Here is a 16,943-nt window from a genome sequence, read left to right as displayed (position 1 = left end):
TTTATTTATCCAGACTATTTGTCATTTTGAAACCTATAAATAAAGACACTCCTGCCATTAAAAATATCATTGCAGGATAGAGTGCATCTTTATCTAATGATGTGTAAGTTGCTAACAGTAAGGCAATAAAAACGCCTGCGCCAATACCCATAAATAAAAGTGCTAGATTTAAAATAATTATTTTTTGAAATGAGTTTCTATTAGAACGAAAAATACTAGCATTTGCGCCTTTTTCTATAAGTGCTAAACGTTCTTTGTTTCTCGTTGATAAAAAAATATAAACAATACCGAAGATTGTTAAAAAAAGACTTGTTGGAATTAAAATTGCTTCGTACATAATTTTTGATTTAAATTGATTATTAATTAATAGGTTCATAAACTATGACGGCCATAGTTTTATTTTGGTTACACAATTATTAAAAATATTTTTTGTTTGAACTTGTAACCCAATTCGGTTTATTGTCGTCTTATCATCAATATGGCTTTTATAAACGATCAATATCATATTAACCAAGTAATCAAAGGGAACACAAACGCATTTTCTATATTGGTAAACCAATATAAAGATTTGGTGTTTACTTTGTCTTATAAAATGCTGAAAAACAAAGAAGAAGCAGAGGAAGTTTCCCAAGATACGTTTGTAAAAGTTTTTAATTCATTGCCTAAATTTAAAGGAGAATCTAAATTTTCGACTTGGATTTATACAATCACCTACAATACCTGTTTAGATAGATTAAAAAAAGTTAAAAAAGAGAGAAGTGTTCTTTATATAGAAGATTTTAGCGAACATCAAGTAAAAGCAATTGAAAAGGTTTTGAGCACAGTTGATGAAAATGAGAGGAATCAAAAAATTCAAGAATGTTTGTTATTATTACCCAGCGAAGAAGCGTTTTTGCTAACTTTGTATTATTTTGATGACCAATCTATAGAAGAAATAGCAAAAGTAATAGATTGCAATTCAAATAATGCTAAAGTAAAATTATTTAGAAGTCGAAAAAAATTAGCTTCAATTTTAAGAGAGCGATTAGAACCCGAAATACTAGCATATTATGAAAGTGAACGAAGATGAACTGTTAGAGAAATTTGTAGATAATATGATGAAGGATTCTGTATTAGAAACCCCTTCGTTTGATTTTACTTCAAAAGTAATGTCGCAAGTATTGGACGCAAAAACCAGTGAAGTTTATGTTTATAAACCATTGATTTCAAAGCCAGTTTTCATAATTATTTTGGGATGTTTTATTATATCATTTATTTATATTTTTATTAATAAAGAAACCCAAACAGATACTTTGGTTAATTATCCAAATTTCGATTTCATTCCCAATTTTAATATAACCTCAATATATATTTTCCCTAAAATCACAATTTACGCAGTTGTTTTAGCAACTTTAATGTTATTTATTCAAATTTCTTTTTTGAAAAAACATTTTGACGATCAGTTTGATAAATAGAATTTTTTTGATTTGTGGTAAATTGTTTTAGATTGGTGTATGTGTTAAAAATAAAACCAAATTTATACTACTACAGCGGGTTTTAAATTATATTAAACCCGTTTTTAGATTTGCCATTTCAGCGATAGTGAACAGCTGCAGCAAATCGAATAGATATAATACCAACTTTACATGAAATCAGTGGCTTAATTTTGTAGCTGTAAAGCTCATTTTATAATTCTTTTGAACTCAGGTAGATTGATTTTTGGTTTTTAGTAAGCTCATGTAAAATTAAATGAGCAAGAAATATTATATTGTTTATGGAAATGTGAACATATGAAACTTAAGTTTACTTTTTAATTTAATTGACAGTTTTGACTAATTACTTTACAATCTGAATTTCATTATGTTAACAAAAAAAAAAACACTCTAATTATCACCGAAAACACATTCCAATTAGTGTTTTTATAAATTTTAGTAATCAAACTCAGCTTACTAGTTTTTGTTAGACTACCATGCAAACATTATAATTCAATTAACACCTCAAAACATAGCCTCATCCTCTTAATGCCTAATTTTGTATTACAAATAAAATTTTTATGAAAAACGCTATTCCTATATCTTTATTAGAATTGGCTTTAATTACAGAGAACAGCAATGCCAGTGATACCATGCAAAAAACCAAAGAGTTGGCGCAACTGGCAGATCATTTGGGATACAATCGGTTTTGGTTGGCAGAGCATCATAATATGGCTCACGTAGCCAGTACGGCAACGGTGGTTTTAATTGGTTATATTGCCAGTCAAACTCGAAATATTCGGGTAGGATCAGGCGGGATCATGTTGCCCAATCATTCGCCATTGATCATTGCGGAACAGTTTGGTACCTTGGCTACTTTGTACCCTAACCGAATTGATTTAGGTCTTGGAAGAGCGCCAGGAACTGATGCGTTGACAGCACAAGCCATTCGAAAAGATTTTTTTGAAGAAGCCCAACAATTCCCCAAGAATGTATCCAAATTACAAAGATATTTCTCTGAAGCCAATGCTACAGAAAAAGTGAGGGCTTTTCCGGCCGAAGGGATGAATGTACCCATTTGGATTTTAGGTTCTAGTATGGATAGTGCAAAATTGGCAGCTGAATATGGCTTGCCGTATGCTTTTGCAGGGCATTTTGCACCCAGACAAATGCTACAGGCATTTGAATTTTACAGAGAAAATTTTCAACCTTCAACTTTTTTGAGCCAACCCAAAACAATGGCTTGCGTGAATATCATAGCAGCCGACTCTGATGAAGAAGCTCAATTTCTATCGACTAGTTTGTATCAAATGTTTTTGAATTTAATACGAAACGATAGAAAAGCTTTGCAAGCTCCCGTAGCATCTCTTGATGAAATGATGAATGAGGAAGAGCGCTTTCATGTGAATCAAATGACTGCTTGCACCTTTACAGGCAGTAAAGAGAAACTGACTAAAGATTTAAAAGAATTTATTCAATATACTCGCATAAATGAATTGATGATTACCAGTCCCATTTTTGACCATCAAGATAAATTAAAAAGTTTACAGATTTCTAAATCGGTAATGGATGCGATTAATGAATAATGGATAGGGTAGTTGCCAATAAAAAAACGCTGTAAAATTTTAGTTTTACAGCGTTTAGCTTTTAATTCCGCGGAGAAAGAGGGATTCGAACCCCCGGACCTGTTACAGTCAACAGTTTTCAAGACTGCCGCATTCGACCGCTCTGCCATTTCTCCAGTAAGTCGCTATCATTTTTTGATTGCGAGTGCAAATATAATAAGTTTTTTCGAATCTGCAACATTCTTTTATGATTTTACTAAAAAAAGAATGTTAAAAAAACAAGTATGGTATACGGATCAATTTTTAAAAACAAAAAACAGCACGAATTTTACGTCTTTATATTTAGCTAAGAAAATTGGATTTCTAATGAGATCGTAGAAGGGGAGTCCTTTAATGAAAACGAAAACATTTGAAACAGAAGATTTTTAAGGCTTTTATGAAATAGAAAAGCCCAAAACTTGCGTTTTGGGCTTTTTTTGCGGAGAAAGAGGGATTCGAACCCCCGGACCTGTTACAGTCAACAGTTTTCAAGACTGCCGCATTCGACCGCTCTGCCATTTCTCCAGTATGCCGATCTCATTAGCTGATTTCGACTGCAAATGTAAGGCTCTTTTTGGGTTATGCAAGAGTATTTTTGAAAAAAAATAAAGATAATTTCGAATTATTTTATAAATTATTCATAATCTTATGGTTACAAATAAATTTATTTTTTACTTTTTTTTCAAAACAAACTAATACCTTACGTATTCTGTTATTTCTAATCCATAACCAATCATTCCAACGCGTTTTGTGCCTTCGGTATTAGTTACTAATCTTATTTTTGAAATGTCAATGTCATGTAGTATTTGAGCACCGATACCAAAATCTTTGCTATCTATAATAATTTTTGGTGCTTTTAGAGTTCCATTTTGTTGTAAAACTTTTAATTCACTCAATCTATTTAAGAAGTTTAATGATTGTATGTCTTGATTTATGAAAATTAATGCCCCTTTTCCTTCTTCATTAATCACCTTAAACATGTCGTCTAATTGTTGGTCGGCATTATTAGTTAATGTTCCCAATAAATCATTATTCACAAGTGATGAGTTAATTCGAGTGAGTATGGAATCCCCTAAGTTCCAAGTTCCTTTTGTTAAGGCAATATGAATTTGCTTGTTTGTTGTTTGTTGGTAAGCTCTTAGTCTAAAAGTACCAAAACGAGTTTCTATATTGAAATCTTCTTTTTTTACAATCAAACTATCATGTTGCATTCTATACGCAACTAGGGCTTCAATTGAGACTAATTTTAAATTGAATTTCTTAGCAACTTCTACTAATTGTGGAAGGCGAGCCATGGTTCCATCTTCATTCATTATTTCTACAATGACACCAGCAGGTTTAAACCCAGCAAGTCTTGCAAAATCAATTGCAGCCTCGGTATGACCTGTTCTTCTTAATACACCACCTTGTTTTGCTATAAGCGGGAAAATATGTCCTGGTCTAGCTAAGTCATGTGGTTTTGTATTTTGATCTACTAATGAAAGAATTGTTTTAGCTCTATCAGACGCTGATATTCCAGTTGTAACTCCATTTCCTCTTAAATCCACCGAAACAGTAAATGCAGTTTCCATAGGATCTGTATTATTACTTACCATTACATGAAGTCCTAATTCTTTACAACGGTTTTCTGTCAATGGTGCACAAATTAATCCACGTCCGTGTGTAGCCATGAAATTAATCATTTCGGGTGTTACCATTTCGGCTGCTGCCAAAAAATCACCTTCGTTTTCACGATCTTCATCATCAACAACTATGATTACTTTACCTTGTCTGATGTCTTCTATTGCTTCTTCAATAGTGTTAAGTTGTATTGTATTTGAGCTCATTGTGTGTGTTAGTTTTGTGTTGTTGGGAATAATTTTTTTAATAACTTTTGGATAGGCAAAAGAATGACATCCATATTAATAAGTCCAATATCGTTTGTGGCTCGATAGGTTAGTAATATAGCAAAAGGTGTTAGTATAATAGAGGATAGCCAAGCTCCTAAAAAAGGAGTCATTCCATCTTCTTGTGCAAGTCTTTTTCCAAAAGTATTGATGAAGTGGTAGGTTATAAAAATAAGAACAGCAAAAACAATTGGCAATCCTAAACCACCTTTTCTAATTATTGCTCCAAGGGGTGCACCAATAAAAAACATTAAAAAACAGGCAAATACAATTACAAATTTATCGTAAAATGCTAGAAGGTGTTTATTGATGTTTTTTTGTTTGTTTAAAATTTCACTTCTAATTGTTTCAATAGAGTAGGAGGTGTTAGTAATATTACTGCTTGCTATTTTTAAAATTTCTGATTTTTGCTGATTGGTATACAAACTCAAAATATCAGTAGGTAACTCTTTTTTGACTTTTGTTTTTGGGAAAATTTTTGGAGCAGGATAATTTATTCTTGCAGTTGGATTATCTGTAAAATTTTTAACTTCCATTTTGATATTTTTATTCAAAGAATCAAGGGTGTATGATAATTCATTGATGGTCAACATCGTATTGGTATTGGTTACCGATGCATCGTTGACGTCAGTTTTATTTAATTCAGATAAATCAATGTTGATTATTTGTTTTTTGAATGAGCTTTTAGCAAAAGGCATCTTGCTTCTGTCTTCGTATTTCTTTGGTACAATATCTTCATAATAATACCCATCGTTTAAAACTAACTGCAAAATACTAGATTCTTCGCTACTAATCAACGAACCGTTTTTGGCTTTTATTACAGTTTTACTTCCATCACCAATATTAGATTTTTTGTGAATGGTGATGCCAGTAAGATCATTACCTTCTTTTCCTGACTTTTTGTTGACTTTAATGTTGTAAAACCCTACGTCATTAAATTGTCCTTCAGCAATAGCAAGTGCTGGTTTTACTTGAGCAATATTTTTACGGAAATTAATAAACTTATATTCAGCATATGGAATAACATTGTTGGCAAAAAAGAAAGCCATGATGCTCAACAATATGATAAAAATTGTTAGCATTCTCATGGCTCTTTGTAGTGATATTCCAGAGGATTTCATGGCTGCAAATTCATAATTTTCAGCAAGATTCCCAAAAGTCATTATGGAAGCTAGTAAAATAGATAATGGTAATACTAGCGGAACTATACGCGGCATTGCAAAGGCTAAAAATTTAATAACCATTACTAGGTCTAAATCTTTACCCGCTAATTCTGATATAAATAACCAAACGGTTTGTAAAATGAAAATAAAAAATAAGATTACAAATACCGTAGTAAATGTAGTCAGGAACGTTTTTAATAAGTATTTGTCAAGAATTTTCACCTAGTTCATTAATCTAATTTGTTGATGTAGTAATTTGGATATTTACTTGCCGCAAATGTAAATTGATTTTTTGACAAAGGTTGATTGGTTTTAAAAGAATTAACGGTTAATGTGGTTTTTGTTCCTTTTTTACCTATTTCAATAAGATTATAGATGTGTTTTGTTTGAATATCAATACCCAATAAAACCTCTTTTCTTTGATCTTTTGTACTTACTGGCACCAATTTTATATATTGAATTTTTCTACCCTTAACATTTTGAACAATATCCATTGTGTATTTGTAACCTGAATTAAAAAAAGTCAACATTTTTGACGGAGTGATGGCATTATCATCTTTTTCATTAACAGTTGAAATAGTAATTTCTTCGTCCTCTGGGACAATAGTGTATGTTTTTTTTCCGTCAAATATTTTAGTTACTCCCATGAAATTTAGAACGTATTGATTCCCTTTCATTGTTACATTTCCTTTACTATCTTGGTTGATGTTTTCTTTTGCATTATTTAATGAATATTTAAAATCAATAGCAATATTATTGTAGCTTTTAACTTTGGCAGTAACTTGATCCAGTAAATCTTTGGCTTTTTTATCCTGAGCATTCACTGAAAAAGCAAGCAAAAAAAGCATACTAAATGTAATAATTTTTGAACTAAAAGTTTTCATCTCAATCTTTTTTGTTTTCAAAGCGTTTAATTTCATGTTTTAATTATTTTGTTCATTGTTGAAAAATTGATCTAGAGAACTCATATCAAGTATGTTTACGCTTCTTGCTTTACTTCCTTCAAATGGTCCAACTATACCAGCAGCTTCTAATTGATCAATAAGTCTACCGGCTCTGTTGTATCCTAATTTTAATTTTCGTTGGAGTAGCGAAGCCGAACCTTGTTGTGCATTAACAATAATCTCTGCAGCTTCCCTGAAAAGCGTGTCTCTTTCAGAAATATCTACATCAAGATTAATGCCACTTTCTTCTCCAATAAACTCTGGTAGCAAATAAGCAGTAGCATAGGCTTTTTGAGCTCCAATAAATTCTGTTATTTTTTCAACTTCTGGCGTGTCAATAAATGCACATTGTACACGAACTACATCGTTACCATTTGTGTATAACATGTCTCCACGTCCAATCAACTGATCAGCTCCTTGCGTATCCAAAATTGTTCTTGAATCAATTTTTGAAGTTACTCTAAATGCAATTCTCGCAGGGAAATTGGCTTTTATCAAACCCGTAATTACATTTACAGATGGACGCTGAGTTGCAATAATTAAATGTATTCCAATAGCTCGGGCTAATTGAGCCAGTCGTGCAATAGGTACTTCAACTTCTTTTCCTGCAGTCATGATCAAATCAGCAAATTCATCTACTACAAGAACAATATAGGGTAAAAAACGGTGTCCATTTTCTGGATTCAATTTTCTAGCCTTGAACTTATCGTTATATTCTTTGATATTTCGTACCATCGCATCCTTCAATAAGGAATAACGATTGTCCATTTCTACACAAAGAGAGTTTAATGTGTTTACAACTTTAGCATTATCTGTAATAATAGCATCATCCATATCAGGGAGTTTAGCTAAATAATGTCTTTCTATTTTATTAAAAAGAGTAAGTTCTACTTTTTTTGGATCAACCAATACAAATTTTACTTCAGCTGGATGTTTTTTGTACAATAATGATGTTAAAACCGCATTTAACCCAACTGATTTTCCTTGTCCAGTTGCACCTGCCATCAATAAGTGCGGCATTTTGGCTAAATCCACAACAAAAGTTTCATTAGAAATAGTTTTTCCTAGTGCGATAGGCAATTCCATTTCGGCCTCTTGAAATTTGGCTGAGCCAATGACACTTTTCATAGAAACCATAGTAGGATTCTTATTTGGTACTTCAATACCAATAGTTCCTTTTCCTGGGATAGGAGCAATAATACGTATTCCTAAAGCGGATAAAGACAAGGCGATATCGTCTTCAAGACTTTTAATTTTTGAAATTCTAATTCCAGCCTCAGGTACAATTTCATATAATGTAACCGATGGACCTACGGTAGCTTTTATTTGTGCAATTTCTATTTTATAATTGCGTAAAGTATCTACAATTTTATTTTTATTTTCTTCCAGTTCTGCCTGGTTGATTGTAATTCCTCCTGTTGAATATTCTTTTAGTAAATCAATTACAGGAAATTTATAATTTGATAGATCAAGAGTAGGGTCAAATAAACCAAAATCAGCCACTAGTCTTGAAGCCAAATTCTCTTCAATGATATCTTCTTCAGCAGCTTTTTCAATCACAAAAGTATCTTCGGTATTTTTAATGATTTCAGGTTCCCTTAGAGGCGCAACAACCATTGAGAGTGGTTTTGTTACAGGATCCCGAACGATGTCTGAAGCATGACTAATTGTAGGTTTTAAAGCATCTTTGTTAATTTCAAACTGATTCCCATTCGTTTTTAAATGAATATCATCTTTTTCTTCTTCGTCAACAGCAAATTCTTCTAAGTTGTAATTACTATTGGATTCATTTTTTGTTGAAGCATTTACAGATTCTATTGTATTCTCTTTGGATCTATCAAAAAAGGATTGAATGGTTTCTGGCGAAAGTTTCATTTTGAAAATGATATAAATCACTAATCCGAAAATTAAGGTAAGCAAGGTTCCTGTTTTACCCAAATAATCTTGTAGGAATAAATTGAGTTCATACCCAATAATACCTCCTAATTCTGGTAGTGAAGTGGCAAAAAAACCAAATAGAATTGAAAGAACAATAATTGCAAATAAGTCCCAAAACCAAATGTTTTTCAATCTCTTAACGGGAATTCCCACAATAAGATACATACCTGATAAGAAAAATAAGCGAACAAATATAAAAGAAGCAACACCAAAGCCTTTATAAACAAAAGTGTCTGCTAATAATGCTCCAAATTTACCGAGCCAGTTTTGAACAAGTTCTTCTCTATTAGTTAATTCTTGAACTGCACTTTGATCTTGCTGTCCGTAAATGAAAAATGAAATAAAGGCCAATAACAAAGCCACAGAGAATAGTACTAGCATGGTGCCAAAAACTATTTTCTGTTGTTTTGAGATTTGGATTTTTTGGGTGCTCGTAGAAGTAGTTTCCTTCTTTTTATTGATAGGTGCTTTTACTGTTTTTGCCATTGATGTATTTATAAATTACCTAGAAAAGAAACGGGATGTAAATAATTAGCCCAATAACAAATGCTGTGATTGCGGCAAAGAAAACAGCACCAGCAGCAATATCTTTGATAAACCCAATTTTTTCATGAAAATTAGGATGTATAAAATCAGCAATCTTTTCTACCGCAGTATTTAACCCTTCTATGCTTATTACCATACCTATAGCTAGGGTTTGTATTAACCATTCCGTTTTTGAAATACCAAAATAAAAACCAGCAATGGTAACAATGATTCCAAGGAAACATTGTACCATAATGCTGTGTTCTGTTCGTATTAATTTGGTTGCGCCGTTAAAAGCAAAACGAAAACTTTTTAATCGTCCTCTAAAAAAAGTATTGTCTTTTTTGAACTCCATTTATAAGGTATTAAAGCACGTTTAAAGCGGCTTCGTAATTAGGTTCGTCAGCTATTTCAGCAACTTGTTCCGTGTGCGTGATAACACCATTTTCATCAACAACAATGATTACTCTAGAATGTAATCCAGCAAGTGGACCATCTGTAATTTCTAAACCGTTTGTTTTACCAAAACTACCTTCGGTAAAATCAGATAAATTTACTACGTTCTCTAATCCTTCAGCACCACAAAAACGTTTTTGTGCAAATGGTAAATCTCTTGAAATACATAATACAGTTGTGTTTTCAAGGGCACTAGCGCTTTCGTTAAATTTTCTAACAGATGCTGCGCAAGTACCAGTATCGATACTTGGAAAAATGTTTAAAACTAATTTTTTACCTGCAAAATCTTGTAATGATGCAACTGATAAATCAGTTTTAACTAATTTAAAATCAGCAATTTTACTTCCTATAGTTGGTAATTCGCCCGAAGTGTGTATTGGATTTCCTCCTAATGTTATTGTAGCCATGTTTTGTGTTTTTTTATGAAGTTCAAAAGTATGAAATTTATTTAAGAATAATGATGCATCGACAGTTCTAAAATTGATGTTTTTTTTATATTTAATCTTGTATTTTTTTTGGTTTAACCAAAAAAAACGCACCCTAAAAAGTGTGCGTTATATTCTTATTGTAGTACTGATTATTTATCAATAGAGCCTAAAACTCGTTTCATGAAGGAGTTTAAAGCTTCTTTTTTATCAGTGCCATTTTTAACAAGTTTGTGGACTTCTAAGGCACCATACATATTTGAAATTAACTCTCCGATAACATCTAGCTCTTCATCTTTTAAGGACGAAATCTCAGTCATAGATTCAAGAACATCAATGGTTTCAATTAAAAAGTCTTCGTCATTTTCTTCAATAAATTGAGTTAAATGTTTTATAACGGGTAGTTTCATTTTTTATAAATTTTAAGTGTCTGATTTTAAAGTATAATATTCTAAATTACATTGGCATTAGACTTATAGATAATGCACGGAAATTTTAAAATTTAAACAAAAATATCATTACACTATTTCGTTTACCAATTCGTTTAAAACTTCGGCTTTATTGGTCTGAGTTTCGTTTACCAATTGTCCATTTACAAATGTTGCAAATGTTGGTAAATTACTCACGTTAGCTAGTTTTCTTGATTCTGGAAAATTTTCAGCATCAACAAGAGCGAAAGTTATAGTTTCATTTTCTGAAGCTAATTTTTTGAACTTAGGCTTCATGATACGACAATTTCCACACCAAGAAGCAGAAAATTGAACTACTACTTTTTCGTCTTTTGCAATTAAATCTTTAAGGGTATCATCGGTTAATTCGATTAACATAAGTTTTTTTTTTTAGGTTTAAAGAGGCAAAGGTTCAAAGGTTAAAGTTTTTAGAACTCCATGAATTTGAGCAACAAAAAACCTTTGATGCTTAGAACCCTGAACCTTTGTATCTTTATTTAAATTAGTTTAAACTCAAGTATTCAGCAGTACTAATTCTATCAGCACTCATTGCTTCTTTACCAGCTTCCCAGTTTGCAGGACATACTTCACCTTTTTCTTGTATGTGAGTGTAAGCATCTACCATACGTAAGTATTCGTTTACGTTACGACCAAGTGGCATATCGTTAACACTTTCGTGGAAAATTTTACCAGTCTCGTCAATTAAATAGGTAGCTCTGTAAGTAACATTAGATCCTTCAATGATGATTGAATCTGTTTCTTCGCTATATTCTGTTGACTCAATATCTAAAATACCTAAAATGTTAGAAAGGTTTCTGTTTGTATCAGCAAGAATTGGGTAAGTAACACCTTCAATTCCACCGTTGTTTTTTGGTGTGTTCAACCATGCAAAATGCACTTCGTTAGTATCGCAAGATGCACCAATTACAATTGTATTTCTTTTTTCAAATTCAGGTAATGCTGCTTGAAAAGCGTGTAATTCAGTTGGACAAACAAAAGTAAAATCTTTTGGATACCAAAACAACAATACTTTTTTGTTGTTGTTTGTAGCCTCTTCAAAAATATTTATTTTTAAATTATCACCCATTTCAGAGATGGCGTCTACTGCAATACTTGGAAATTTTTTACCTACTAATGACATTTTATTTACTTTTAAGTTGTTTTATTTGATGGTGCAAAAGTAGTTATACTTTATTATAAATAAAACGCTCAATGATTATAAATGTTTATTGATTGATAAGGATTTCTTATGACATTAAATTTAAAATTATAACAAGTTAATTTTTACAGGAAGTGCGCCTTTAGTGGTATGATTTTTAGTAAGCAGCTCGGCGGTAACTTTCTGAAATTCTTGAAAATCTTGATATGTGTGTACTAAACCTTTTGCTTTTTTTAAGTTAGGTATAATTTGTAAAGCATAAGGATTTCCAAAAGTGTACACAAAACAGTTTTTGTTTTGAAGTAATACACTTAAAAAATCCAAAACTGAATCTTCGATTTCAAAATTATTTAAAGGTTTTACTTTCGGTACAAAAATAGCGACCAAAACCGTTTCAAATGTATCCAGTTGACTTTTTAAAACTTCTAAATTACCATTATCTAAAGTAAAATTAAAACTCGAAGATGGCAGTTCAGATGCAAGCGCATCAAAAAAATAATTATTAGCCTCTTTGTAAAAACTTACTTTGGCTAAACTATTCTTTTTTTGTGCTTCAAAAATTGAAGTTGAATTGTTTGAATCTAAAATTGTTGTAACGCTCAATTGAGCAATTTTAGAATTTAAGTCGGATGTTTTTTTAAAATCAAAATCGACTTTTTTATAGACATCTATTTGATTATCAATATCAAGAATCCCAACTTTTTCTTTACACTGCATGATGCGCTCAAAACTTGCATTGATTCTTTCAAGAGATGCATTTTTTACAATTTCATCTATACCTTCGGCTACGTTTTCAGCAAAACACAATACATCATTTCCAGCGTGAAAAGCTTCCCATTCTAGTTGTCCTTTTTTCTCATATAATTTAGAAACACTGTGCATGTTTAAGGCATCAGATATTACGAGACCTTTATATCCTAATTGCTTCCGTAAAAGTGTTTCGATTATGTTTTTTGATAAAGTAGCAGAAGTATTTTGGTTTTCGTTCCAAGACGGCACTGCTAAATGGCCAATCATTATAGAATCGACGTTATTTTTAATTCCTTCTATAAAAGGTACTAATTCATTTTCCATCAATTCTTCTCGTGATTCTTGAAGCACCGGTAATCCTAAATGAGAATCTACGCTAGTATTTCCGTGTCCAGGAAAATGTTTAAGACAACCTAATACACCCGCGTCAGTAAGGCCTTGTAAATAAGCAACAGCAAAATCAGCTACTTTTTTTTTGTCTTCGCCAAAAGATCTATATCCAATCACAGGATTGTTGGGATTGTTATTAATATCAGCCAGAGGTGCTAAATTGTAATGTATACCAACTGATTTTAAATCTAATCCTATTTGTTTTCCAACTTGATAAACCAAATCAATTTCGCTATCTGGCAAAGCGCCAAGCGTAATGGCATAAGGATATTGAGGCGTTTTTTCTACACGCATGGCCAATCCCCATTCGGCATCAATGCTCATTAAAAGGGGAGTAGAGGCGCATTTTTGATAGCGCACAATCAATTCTTGTAATCGAATGGCGCTATCATCATTGAACTCTATTTTTTTATTCGATTCGTAATTTGTTGCAGCACTAGCACGACTGTGAAAAAAAGTCAGTCCGCCAATGTTGTATTTTTTAATAAGAGACTCCATTTCTTGAATGTGCTCTTCGCTGTCATTGATAAAAACAGCTGGAAAGAAAAATTGACCTACTTTTTGTTCTAATGTCATTGTGAAAGGAATATGTCGCTAATTCTAAACATATAAGTCATGTAAGTAAATTAAACAGAATGAATAATTACATAAAACGGATTGTATGCAAACAGTCATTTTAAGAGCGTCTTAGATACTTAAAGGAACTTATATGACTTATATGTTAAATGAAAGCTAGTTTGTTTTCTCTTGTTCTAATTTTTTTCCAAAATCCTTTGGGAAAATTAAATATCTAGACAAAATGATTCCTGGAATGGTTGCCAAAAACACCCAAATAAAGAAATTGCCATACCCGAGATATTCTTGGATATAACCACTTAACATCCCTGGAAGCATCATTCCTAAAGCCATAAATCCGGTTGCTATAGAATAATGTGAAGTTTTTGATTCTCCCTCAGCAACATAAATTAAATACATCATAAACGCTGCAAAACCTATTCCATACCCTAATTGTTCAATAATAACCACGGCAGTGATATAAGGATTAAAGGACCAATCGATAGTAAAAAGATTCAAGTCTAAATAAAGGTTAATTAGTGTAGTAGGTTGAAAATGAGCTAACAATACAAATCCAATAATAGGCAAATGCATGATCAAAATCATAGGTAGCATACAATAGCCCAATCCTTTTTTTGAAATAGCAATACCGCCTAAAATACCGCCAATAGTTAGCGCAATTAACCCAAAAGTTCCGTAAATAAGTCCCACATCTTCGGTAGATAATTCAAGTCCACCTACTGTTTTTTTATCTACTAAAAAAGGAGTCAGCATTTTAAGAAGTTGAGATTCTCCCAGCCTAAAAAGCAAAATAAAAGCCAGAATTAAACCGATTTGTTTCTTTTTGAAAAAACTAGCAAAAACGGTGCTGAAATTCTTTTGCTCTGTGACACCAATTTCTTTTGGTAACTCCTTTTTTGGTGTAGCAAAATAATTATAAATCGTTAAGAAAATCATTACTAAACCAACGAAAATCATTGTATAGGACCATGCTTTTTGCGTATTAGCATAATGATGTTCAAGATAACCTGCAAGCAAAATAATCAATCCATTTCCTGTAAGCATAGAAGCTCTGTAAAATGTACTTCTAATTCCTAGGAAAAAAGACTGCTGATCTTTGCTCAATGCTAGCATGTAAAATCCATCACTTGCCACATCATTAGAAGCTGATGCAAATGCTGCTACCCAAAAAATGGATAAACTCAACAAGAAAAACTGACTAGTTGGTATAATAAAACCAATAAGCAAGAAAGCAATGGAGATAAACAATTGCATGCTTAAAAACCATTTTCTTTTGGTTCCATGCAAGTCTATAAAAGGGCTCCACAATGGTTTAATTACCCATGGGAGATACAGTAAGCTTGTGTAGAGGCCAATATCCTCATTACTGATACCTAGGTTTTTGTACATCAATACAGAAACGGAAATAATAATTACATAAGGAAATCCCGATGCAAAGTTTAAAAGCGGTATCCAGTACCAAGGTCTATTATCTGTTGCCATAAATCTTAGAAAATTAGTGTTCTGCTACGTTTATAAATGTTGGATCGCTTTCATTTCCATAGTAGTCAATAAAAGTGACTGCGCAGGTCTTGTTTTTATGTAATTTATAAGTTGGAACAAATATTTGAAGCGTTTCTAAATTTTCAATTAAAGCTACTTTATCAATGATATGACTTGCGTCATTAACATCGATTTTAGCATTGGCTGAAGAGCCGTAAATTACTGCATAGCGCATTTTTGAGCCCGTGGGATATACAATTTGAAATCCCGATGCTATTTCATTGCTAAAAGCCGCTTGAACTACTGGTACAACTTCATTTTTTTTAATAGCTGCTGGAACCACGGTAGGTAAGGCTGGGTATTTATATTGGTTTTGTACTAGAAGATTTGTAACACTTTGATTTTTATTTACAAATGACTTGGCACTAAAAAAAGCATTTCCTTGCACGTTTTTATAGGTTCTGGTTAGGTCAATTTGATTGGGTAATTCATTGGGGTTATTCCATTTTTTATCAGAATCTGCGTTAACTTTATAACTGCTATTTCCTATGTAAATGGCTGTGTTATTAGAATTTTCAGACCACCAGCGTAGGAGTTTTGCATACGATGCTTTAGGATGATCAATACTCCAATACAACTGCGGAATAATATAATCAATCCATTTTTGATCCATCCAAGCCAGTGGATCGGCAAATAAATCATCATAATTGGTTTGACCTGCTTCGGTATCAGAACCTTTTGGATCAACTGATTTGTTTCGCCATACTCCAAAGGGACTTATGCCAAATTGAACCCAAGGCTTATTTTTCTTGATAGCAACAGCTGCATCTTTTACAAAAGTGTTCACGTTAGAGCGTCTCCAATCTTCAAGTTTCATTCCGTCTCCGTATAACTTAAAAGATGCACTATCATTAAATTCTTCTCCCGGAATGCGATACGGGTAAAAATAATCATCAAAATGAATGGCATCAATATCGTAATTTGTTACTACTTCATTTACCACATTCAATAAATGTGCTTGTACTTCTGGCAAAGCAGGATTATAATAGATTTTACCACCATATTTTATCATCCATTCAGGGTGTTTGAAATAATCGTGCTCAGAACTTAAAATTTGGGTGTTGTAATCCATAGTTGCTCTGTACGGATTTAACCACGCATGAAATTCAAAACCTCTAGTGTGAGCTTCTGTAATCATCCATTGAAGTGCATCGTAGTAAGGATCTGGAGCTTTTCCCTCTTTTCCTGTTAAAAAACGTGACCATGGCGCAAGTTGTGTTGGATAAAATGCATCGCCCACACTTCTTATTTGCACAATGACAGCATTGTAATTTAGTTTTTTATATGTATCAAGTAGTTCTAAATAATCTGCTTTTTGTTTGCTTACACTATCGGTACCTTTTTTAGGCCAGTCAATATTTACAACAGTTGCTATCCATACAGCTCTAAACTCATTTTTAGGATGAAGATTTGGTGACTGTGCTATACCGTTTGTAAAAAAAAGGAGTAAAAGAATTGTGAGAAATATGGAGTTTTTATGAGTCTTCATTAAAGTCAAATCGTTTTAATTTCCAAAAATAGTTTTTTTAGTGAAATAGAACGCCAAATTTTGAAATATTCACTAAAACATCAGTGCAATTTGTAGACCAAAACTAGAGTTTCATTCTTCATCTTTCAAATTAAGATTCTAAATTGTTCTTTTATCTTCTTTATTTTTTGGTTTAAAACCAAGTGATATTTTTATA

At 32.2% G+C, this 16,943-nt stretch carries 16 protein-coding genes and 2 tRNA genes; 3 read left to right on the top strand and 15 right to left on the bottom strand.

The window, feature by feature from the left end; all coding sequences use genetic code 11:
• Nucleotide 1: 1 nt before the first annotated feature.
• Entirely contained in the window at nt 2-337 is a 336-nt protein-coding gene (locus tag LQ189_RS07385) for a DUF6249 domain-containing protein (RefSeq protein ID WP_230155409.1), read from the bottom strand.
• 141 nt (nt 338-478) lie between these two features.
• Between LQ189_RS07385 and LQ189_RS07380 the strand changes: the two genes are divergently transcribed.
• From LQ189_RS07380 to LQ189_RS07370, 3 genes are all read left to right on the top strand, one after another.
• On the top strand, nt 479-1,069 hold the full coding sequence (locus LQ189_RS07380; RefSeq protein ID WP_230155407.1) for an RNA polymerase sigma factor: 591 nt from the start codon (nt 479-481) through the stop codon (nt 1,067-1,069).
• On the top strand, nt 1,050-1,454 hold the full coding sequence (locus tag LQ189_RS07375) for a hypothetical protein (protein ID WP_230155405.1): 405 nt from the start codon (nt 1,050-1,052) through the stop codon (nt 1,452-1,454). Before LQ189_RS07380 ends, LQ189_RS07375 begins: the two co-directional genes overlap by 20 nt.
• 578 nt (nt 1,455-2,032) lie before the next feature.
• Nucleotides 2,033-3,037 (top strand): LLM class flavin-dependent oxidoreductase, encoded by a 1,005-nt coding sequence (locus LQ189_RS07370; protein WP_230155403.1) that lies wholly within the window; start codon nt 2,033-2,035, stop codon nt 3,035-3,037.
• Between the two features lie 70 nt (nt 3,038-3,107).
• Here LQ189_RS07370 and LQ189_RS07365 read toward each other — a convergent pair.
• From LQ189_RS07365 to LQ189_RS07300, 14 genes are all read right to left on the bottom strand, one after another.
• A tRNA-Ser gene (locus LQ189_RS07365) sits at nt 3,108-3,192 on the bottom strand.
• Between the two features lie 303 nt (nt 3,193-3,495).
• A tRNA-Ser gene (locus LQ189_RS07360) sits at nt 3,496-3,580 on the bottom strand.
• Nucleotides 3,581-3,747: 167 nt separating this feature from the next.
• Nucleotides 3,748-4,881, bottom strand: coding sequence for a 3,4-dihydroxy-2-butanone-4-phosphate synthase (gene ribB, locus LQ189_RS07355; RefSeq protein ID WP_086453949.1), 1,134 nt, complete (start codon nt 4,879-4,881; stop codon nt 3,748-3,750).
• Between the two features lie 8 nt (nt 4,882-4,889).
• A complete protein-coding gene (locus LQ189_RS07350; protein WP_230155401.1) occupies nt 4,890-6,326 on the bottom strand; it encodes an LptF/LptG family permease in 1,437 nt (478 codons plus the stop codon).
• Between the two features lie 8 nt (nt 6,327-6,334).
• Complete coding sequence (locus LQ189_RS07345; RefSeq protein ID WP_086453958.1) at nt 6,335-6,988, bottom strand: outer membrane lipoprotein carrier protein LolA; 654 nt, start codon at nt 6,986-6,988, stop codon at nt 6,335-6,337.
• A 39-nt stretch (nt 6,989-7,027) separates the two neighbouring features.
• Nucleotides 7,028-9,472 (bottom strand): DNA translocase FtsK, encoded by a 2,445-nt coding sequence (locus LQ189_RS07340; RefSeq protein WP_230155400.1) that lies wholly within the window; start codon nt 9,470-9,472, stop codon nt 7,028-7,030.
• Nucleotides 9,473-9,491: 19 nt separating this feature from the next.
• The gene (locus tag LQ189_RS07335; protein WP_086453946.1) at nt 9,492-9,866 is read right to left on the bottom strand and encodes a diacylglycerol kinase family protein; all 375 of its coding nucleotides are present in this window, start codon (nt 9,864-9,866) and stop codon (nt 9,492-9,494) included.
• 10 nt (nt 9,867-9,876) lie between these two features.
• Nucleotides 9,877-10,374, bottom strand: a complete 498-nt coding sequence (gene tpx / locus LQ189_RS07330) for a thiol peroxidase (RefSeq protein WP_230155398.1) — start codon at nt 10,372-10,374, stop codon at nt 9,877-9,879.
• Nucleotides 10,375-10,544: 170 nt separating this feature from the next.
• The gene (locus LQ189_RS07325) at nt 10,545-10,802 is read right to left on the bottom strand and encodes a hypothetical protein (RefSeq protein ID WP_086453945.1); all 258 of its coding nucleotides are present in this window, start codon (nt 10,800-10,802) and stop codon (nt 10,545-10,547) included.
• Between the two features lie 108 nt (nt 10,803-10,910).
• On the bottom strand, nt 10,911-11,219 hold the full coding sequence (locus LQ189_RS07320; protein ID WP_086453944.1) for a co-chaperone YbbN: 309 nt from the start codon (nt 11,217-11,219) through the stop codon (nt 10,911-10,913).
• A gap of 124 nt (nt 11,220-11,343) precedes the next feature.
• Complete coding sequence (locus LQ189_RS07315) at nt 11,344-11,982, bottom strand: peroxiredoxin (RefSeq protein ID WP_230155397.1); 639 nt, start codon at nt 11,980-11,982, stop codon at nt 11,344-11,346.
• Between the two features lie 126 nt (nt 11,983-12,108).
• Nucleotides 12,109-13,716: a glycoside hydrolase family 3 protein gene (locus tag LQ189_RS07310; RefSeq protein WP_230155396.1), complete on the bottom strand. Its 1,608-nt coding sequence runs from the start codon at nt 13,714-13,716 to the stop codon at nt 12,109-12,111.
• 156 nt (nt 13,717-13,872) lie between these two features.
• On the bottom strand, nt 13,873-15,198 hold the full coding sequence (locus LQ189_RS07305; protein WP_230155394.1) for an MFS transporter: 1,326 nt from the start codon (nt 15,196-15,198) through the stop codon (nt 13,873-13,875).
• A 13-nt stretch (nt 15,199-15,211) separates the two neighbouring features.
• Nucleotides 15,212-16,747, bottom strand: a complete 1,536-nt coding sequence (locus LQ189_RS07300; protein ID WP_230155392.1) for a glycoside hydrolase family 10 protein — start codon at nt 16,745-16,747, stop codon at nt 15,212-15,214.
• Between the last annotated feature and the right edge of the window lie 196 nt (nt 16,748-16,943).

The sequence above is a fragment of the Flavobacterium sp. CECT 9288 genome, from assembly GCF_918731615.1.
Lineage (GTDB): Bacteria > Bacteroidota > Bacteroidia > Flavobacteriales > Flavobacteriaceae > Flavobacterium.
The sequence above is the reverse complement of the archived record's forward strand: the minus strand, read 5'-3'. Positions and strand labels throughout refer to the sequence as shown.

Excerpts from the sequence above, each read along its gene's own strand:
- LQ189_RS07335 (WP_086453946.1), bottom strand. The coding sequence starts at position 9,866 with ATGGAGTTCAAAAAAGACAATACTTTTTTTAGAGGACGATTAAAAAGT.
- LQ189_RS07370 (WP_230155403.1), top strand. The coding sequence starts at position 2,033 with ATGAAAAACGCTATTCCTATATCTTTATTAGAATTGGCTTTAATTACA.
- LQ189_RS07340 (WP_230155400.1), bottom strand. The coding sequence starts at position 9,472 with ATGGCAAAAACAGTAAAAGCACCTATCAATAAAAAGAAGGAAACTACT.
- LQ189_RS07320 (WP_086453944.1), bottom strand. The coding sequence starts at position 11,219 with ATGTTAATCGAATTAACCGATGATACCCTTAAAGATTTAATTGCAAAA.
- LQ189_RS07300 (WP_230155392.1), bottom strand. The coding sequence starts at position 16,747 with ATGAAGACTCATAAAAACTCCATATTTCTCACAATTCTTTTACTCCTT.
- LQ189_RS07385 (WP_230155409.1), bottom strand. The coding sequence starts at position 337 with ATGTACGAAGCAATTTTAATTCCAACAAGTCTTTTTTTAACAATCTTC.
- LQ189_RS07315 (WP_230155397.1), bottom strand. The coding sequence starts at position 11,982 with ATGTCATTAGTAGGTAAAAAATTTCCAAGTATTGCAGTAGACGCCATC.
- LQ189_RS07345 (WP_086453958.1), bottom strand. The coding sequence starts at position 6,988 with ATGAAAACTTTTAGTTCAAAAATTATTACATTTAGTATGCTTTTTTTG.
- LQ189_RS07305 (WP_230155394.1), bottom strand. The coding sequence starts at position 15,198 with ATGGCAACAGATAATAGACCTTGGTACTGGATACCGCTTTTAAACTTT.
- ribB (WP_086453949.1), bottom strand. The coding sequence starts at position 4,881 with ATGAGCTCAAATACAATACAACTTAACACTATTGAAGAAGCAATAGAA.
- LQ189_RS07325 (WP_086453945.1), bottom strand. The coding sequence starts at position 10,802 with ATGAAACTACCCGTTATAAAACATTTAACTCAATTTATTGAAGAAAAT.
- tpx (WP_230155398.1), bottom strand. The coding sequence starts at position 10,374 with ATGGCTACAATAACATTAGGAGGAAATCCAATACACACTTCGGGCGAA.
- LQ189_RS07380 (WP_230155407.1), top strand. The coding sequence starts at position 479 with ATGGCTTTTATAAACGATCAATATCATATTAACCAAGTAATCAAAGGG.
- LQ189_RS07375 (WP_230155405.1), top strand. The coding sequence starts at position 1,050 with ATGAAAGTGAACGAAGATGAACTGTTAGAGAAATTTGTAGATAATATG.
- LQ189_RS07310 (WP_230155396.1), bottom strand. The coding sequence starts at position 13,716 with ATGACATTAGAACAAAAAGTAGGTCAATTTTTCTTTCCAGCTGTTTTT.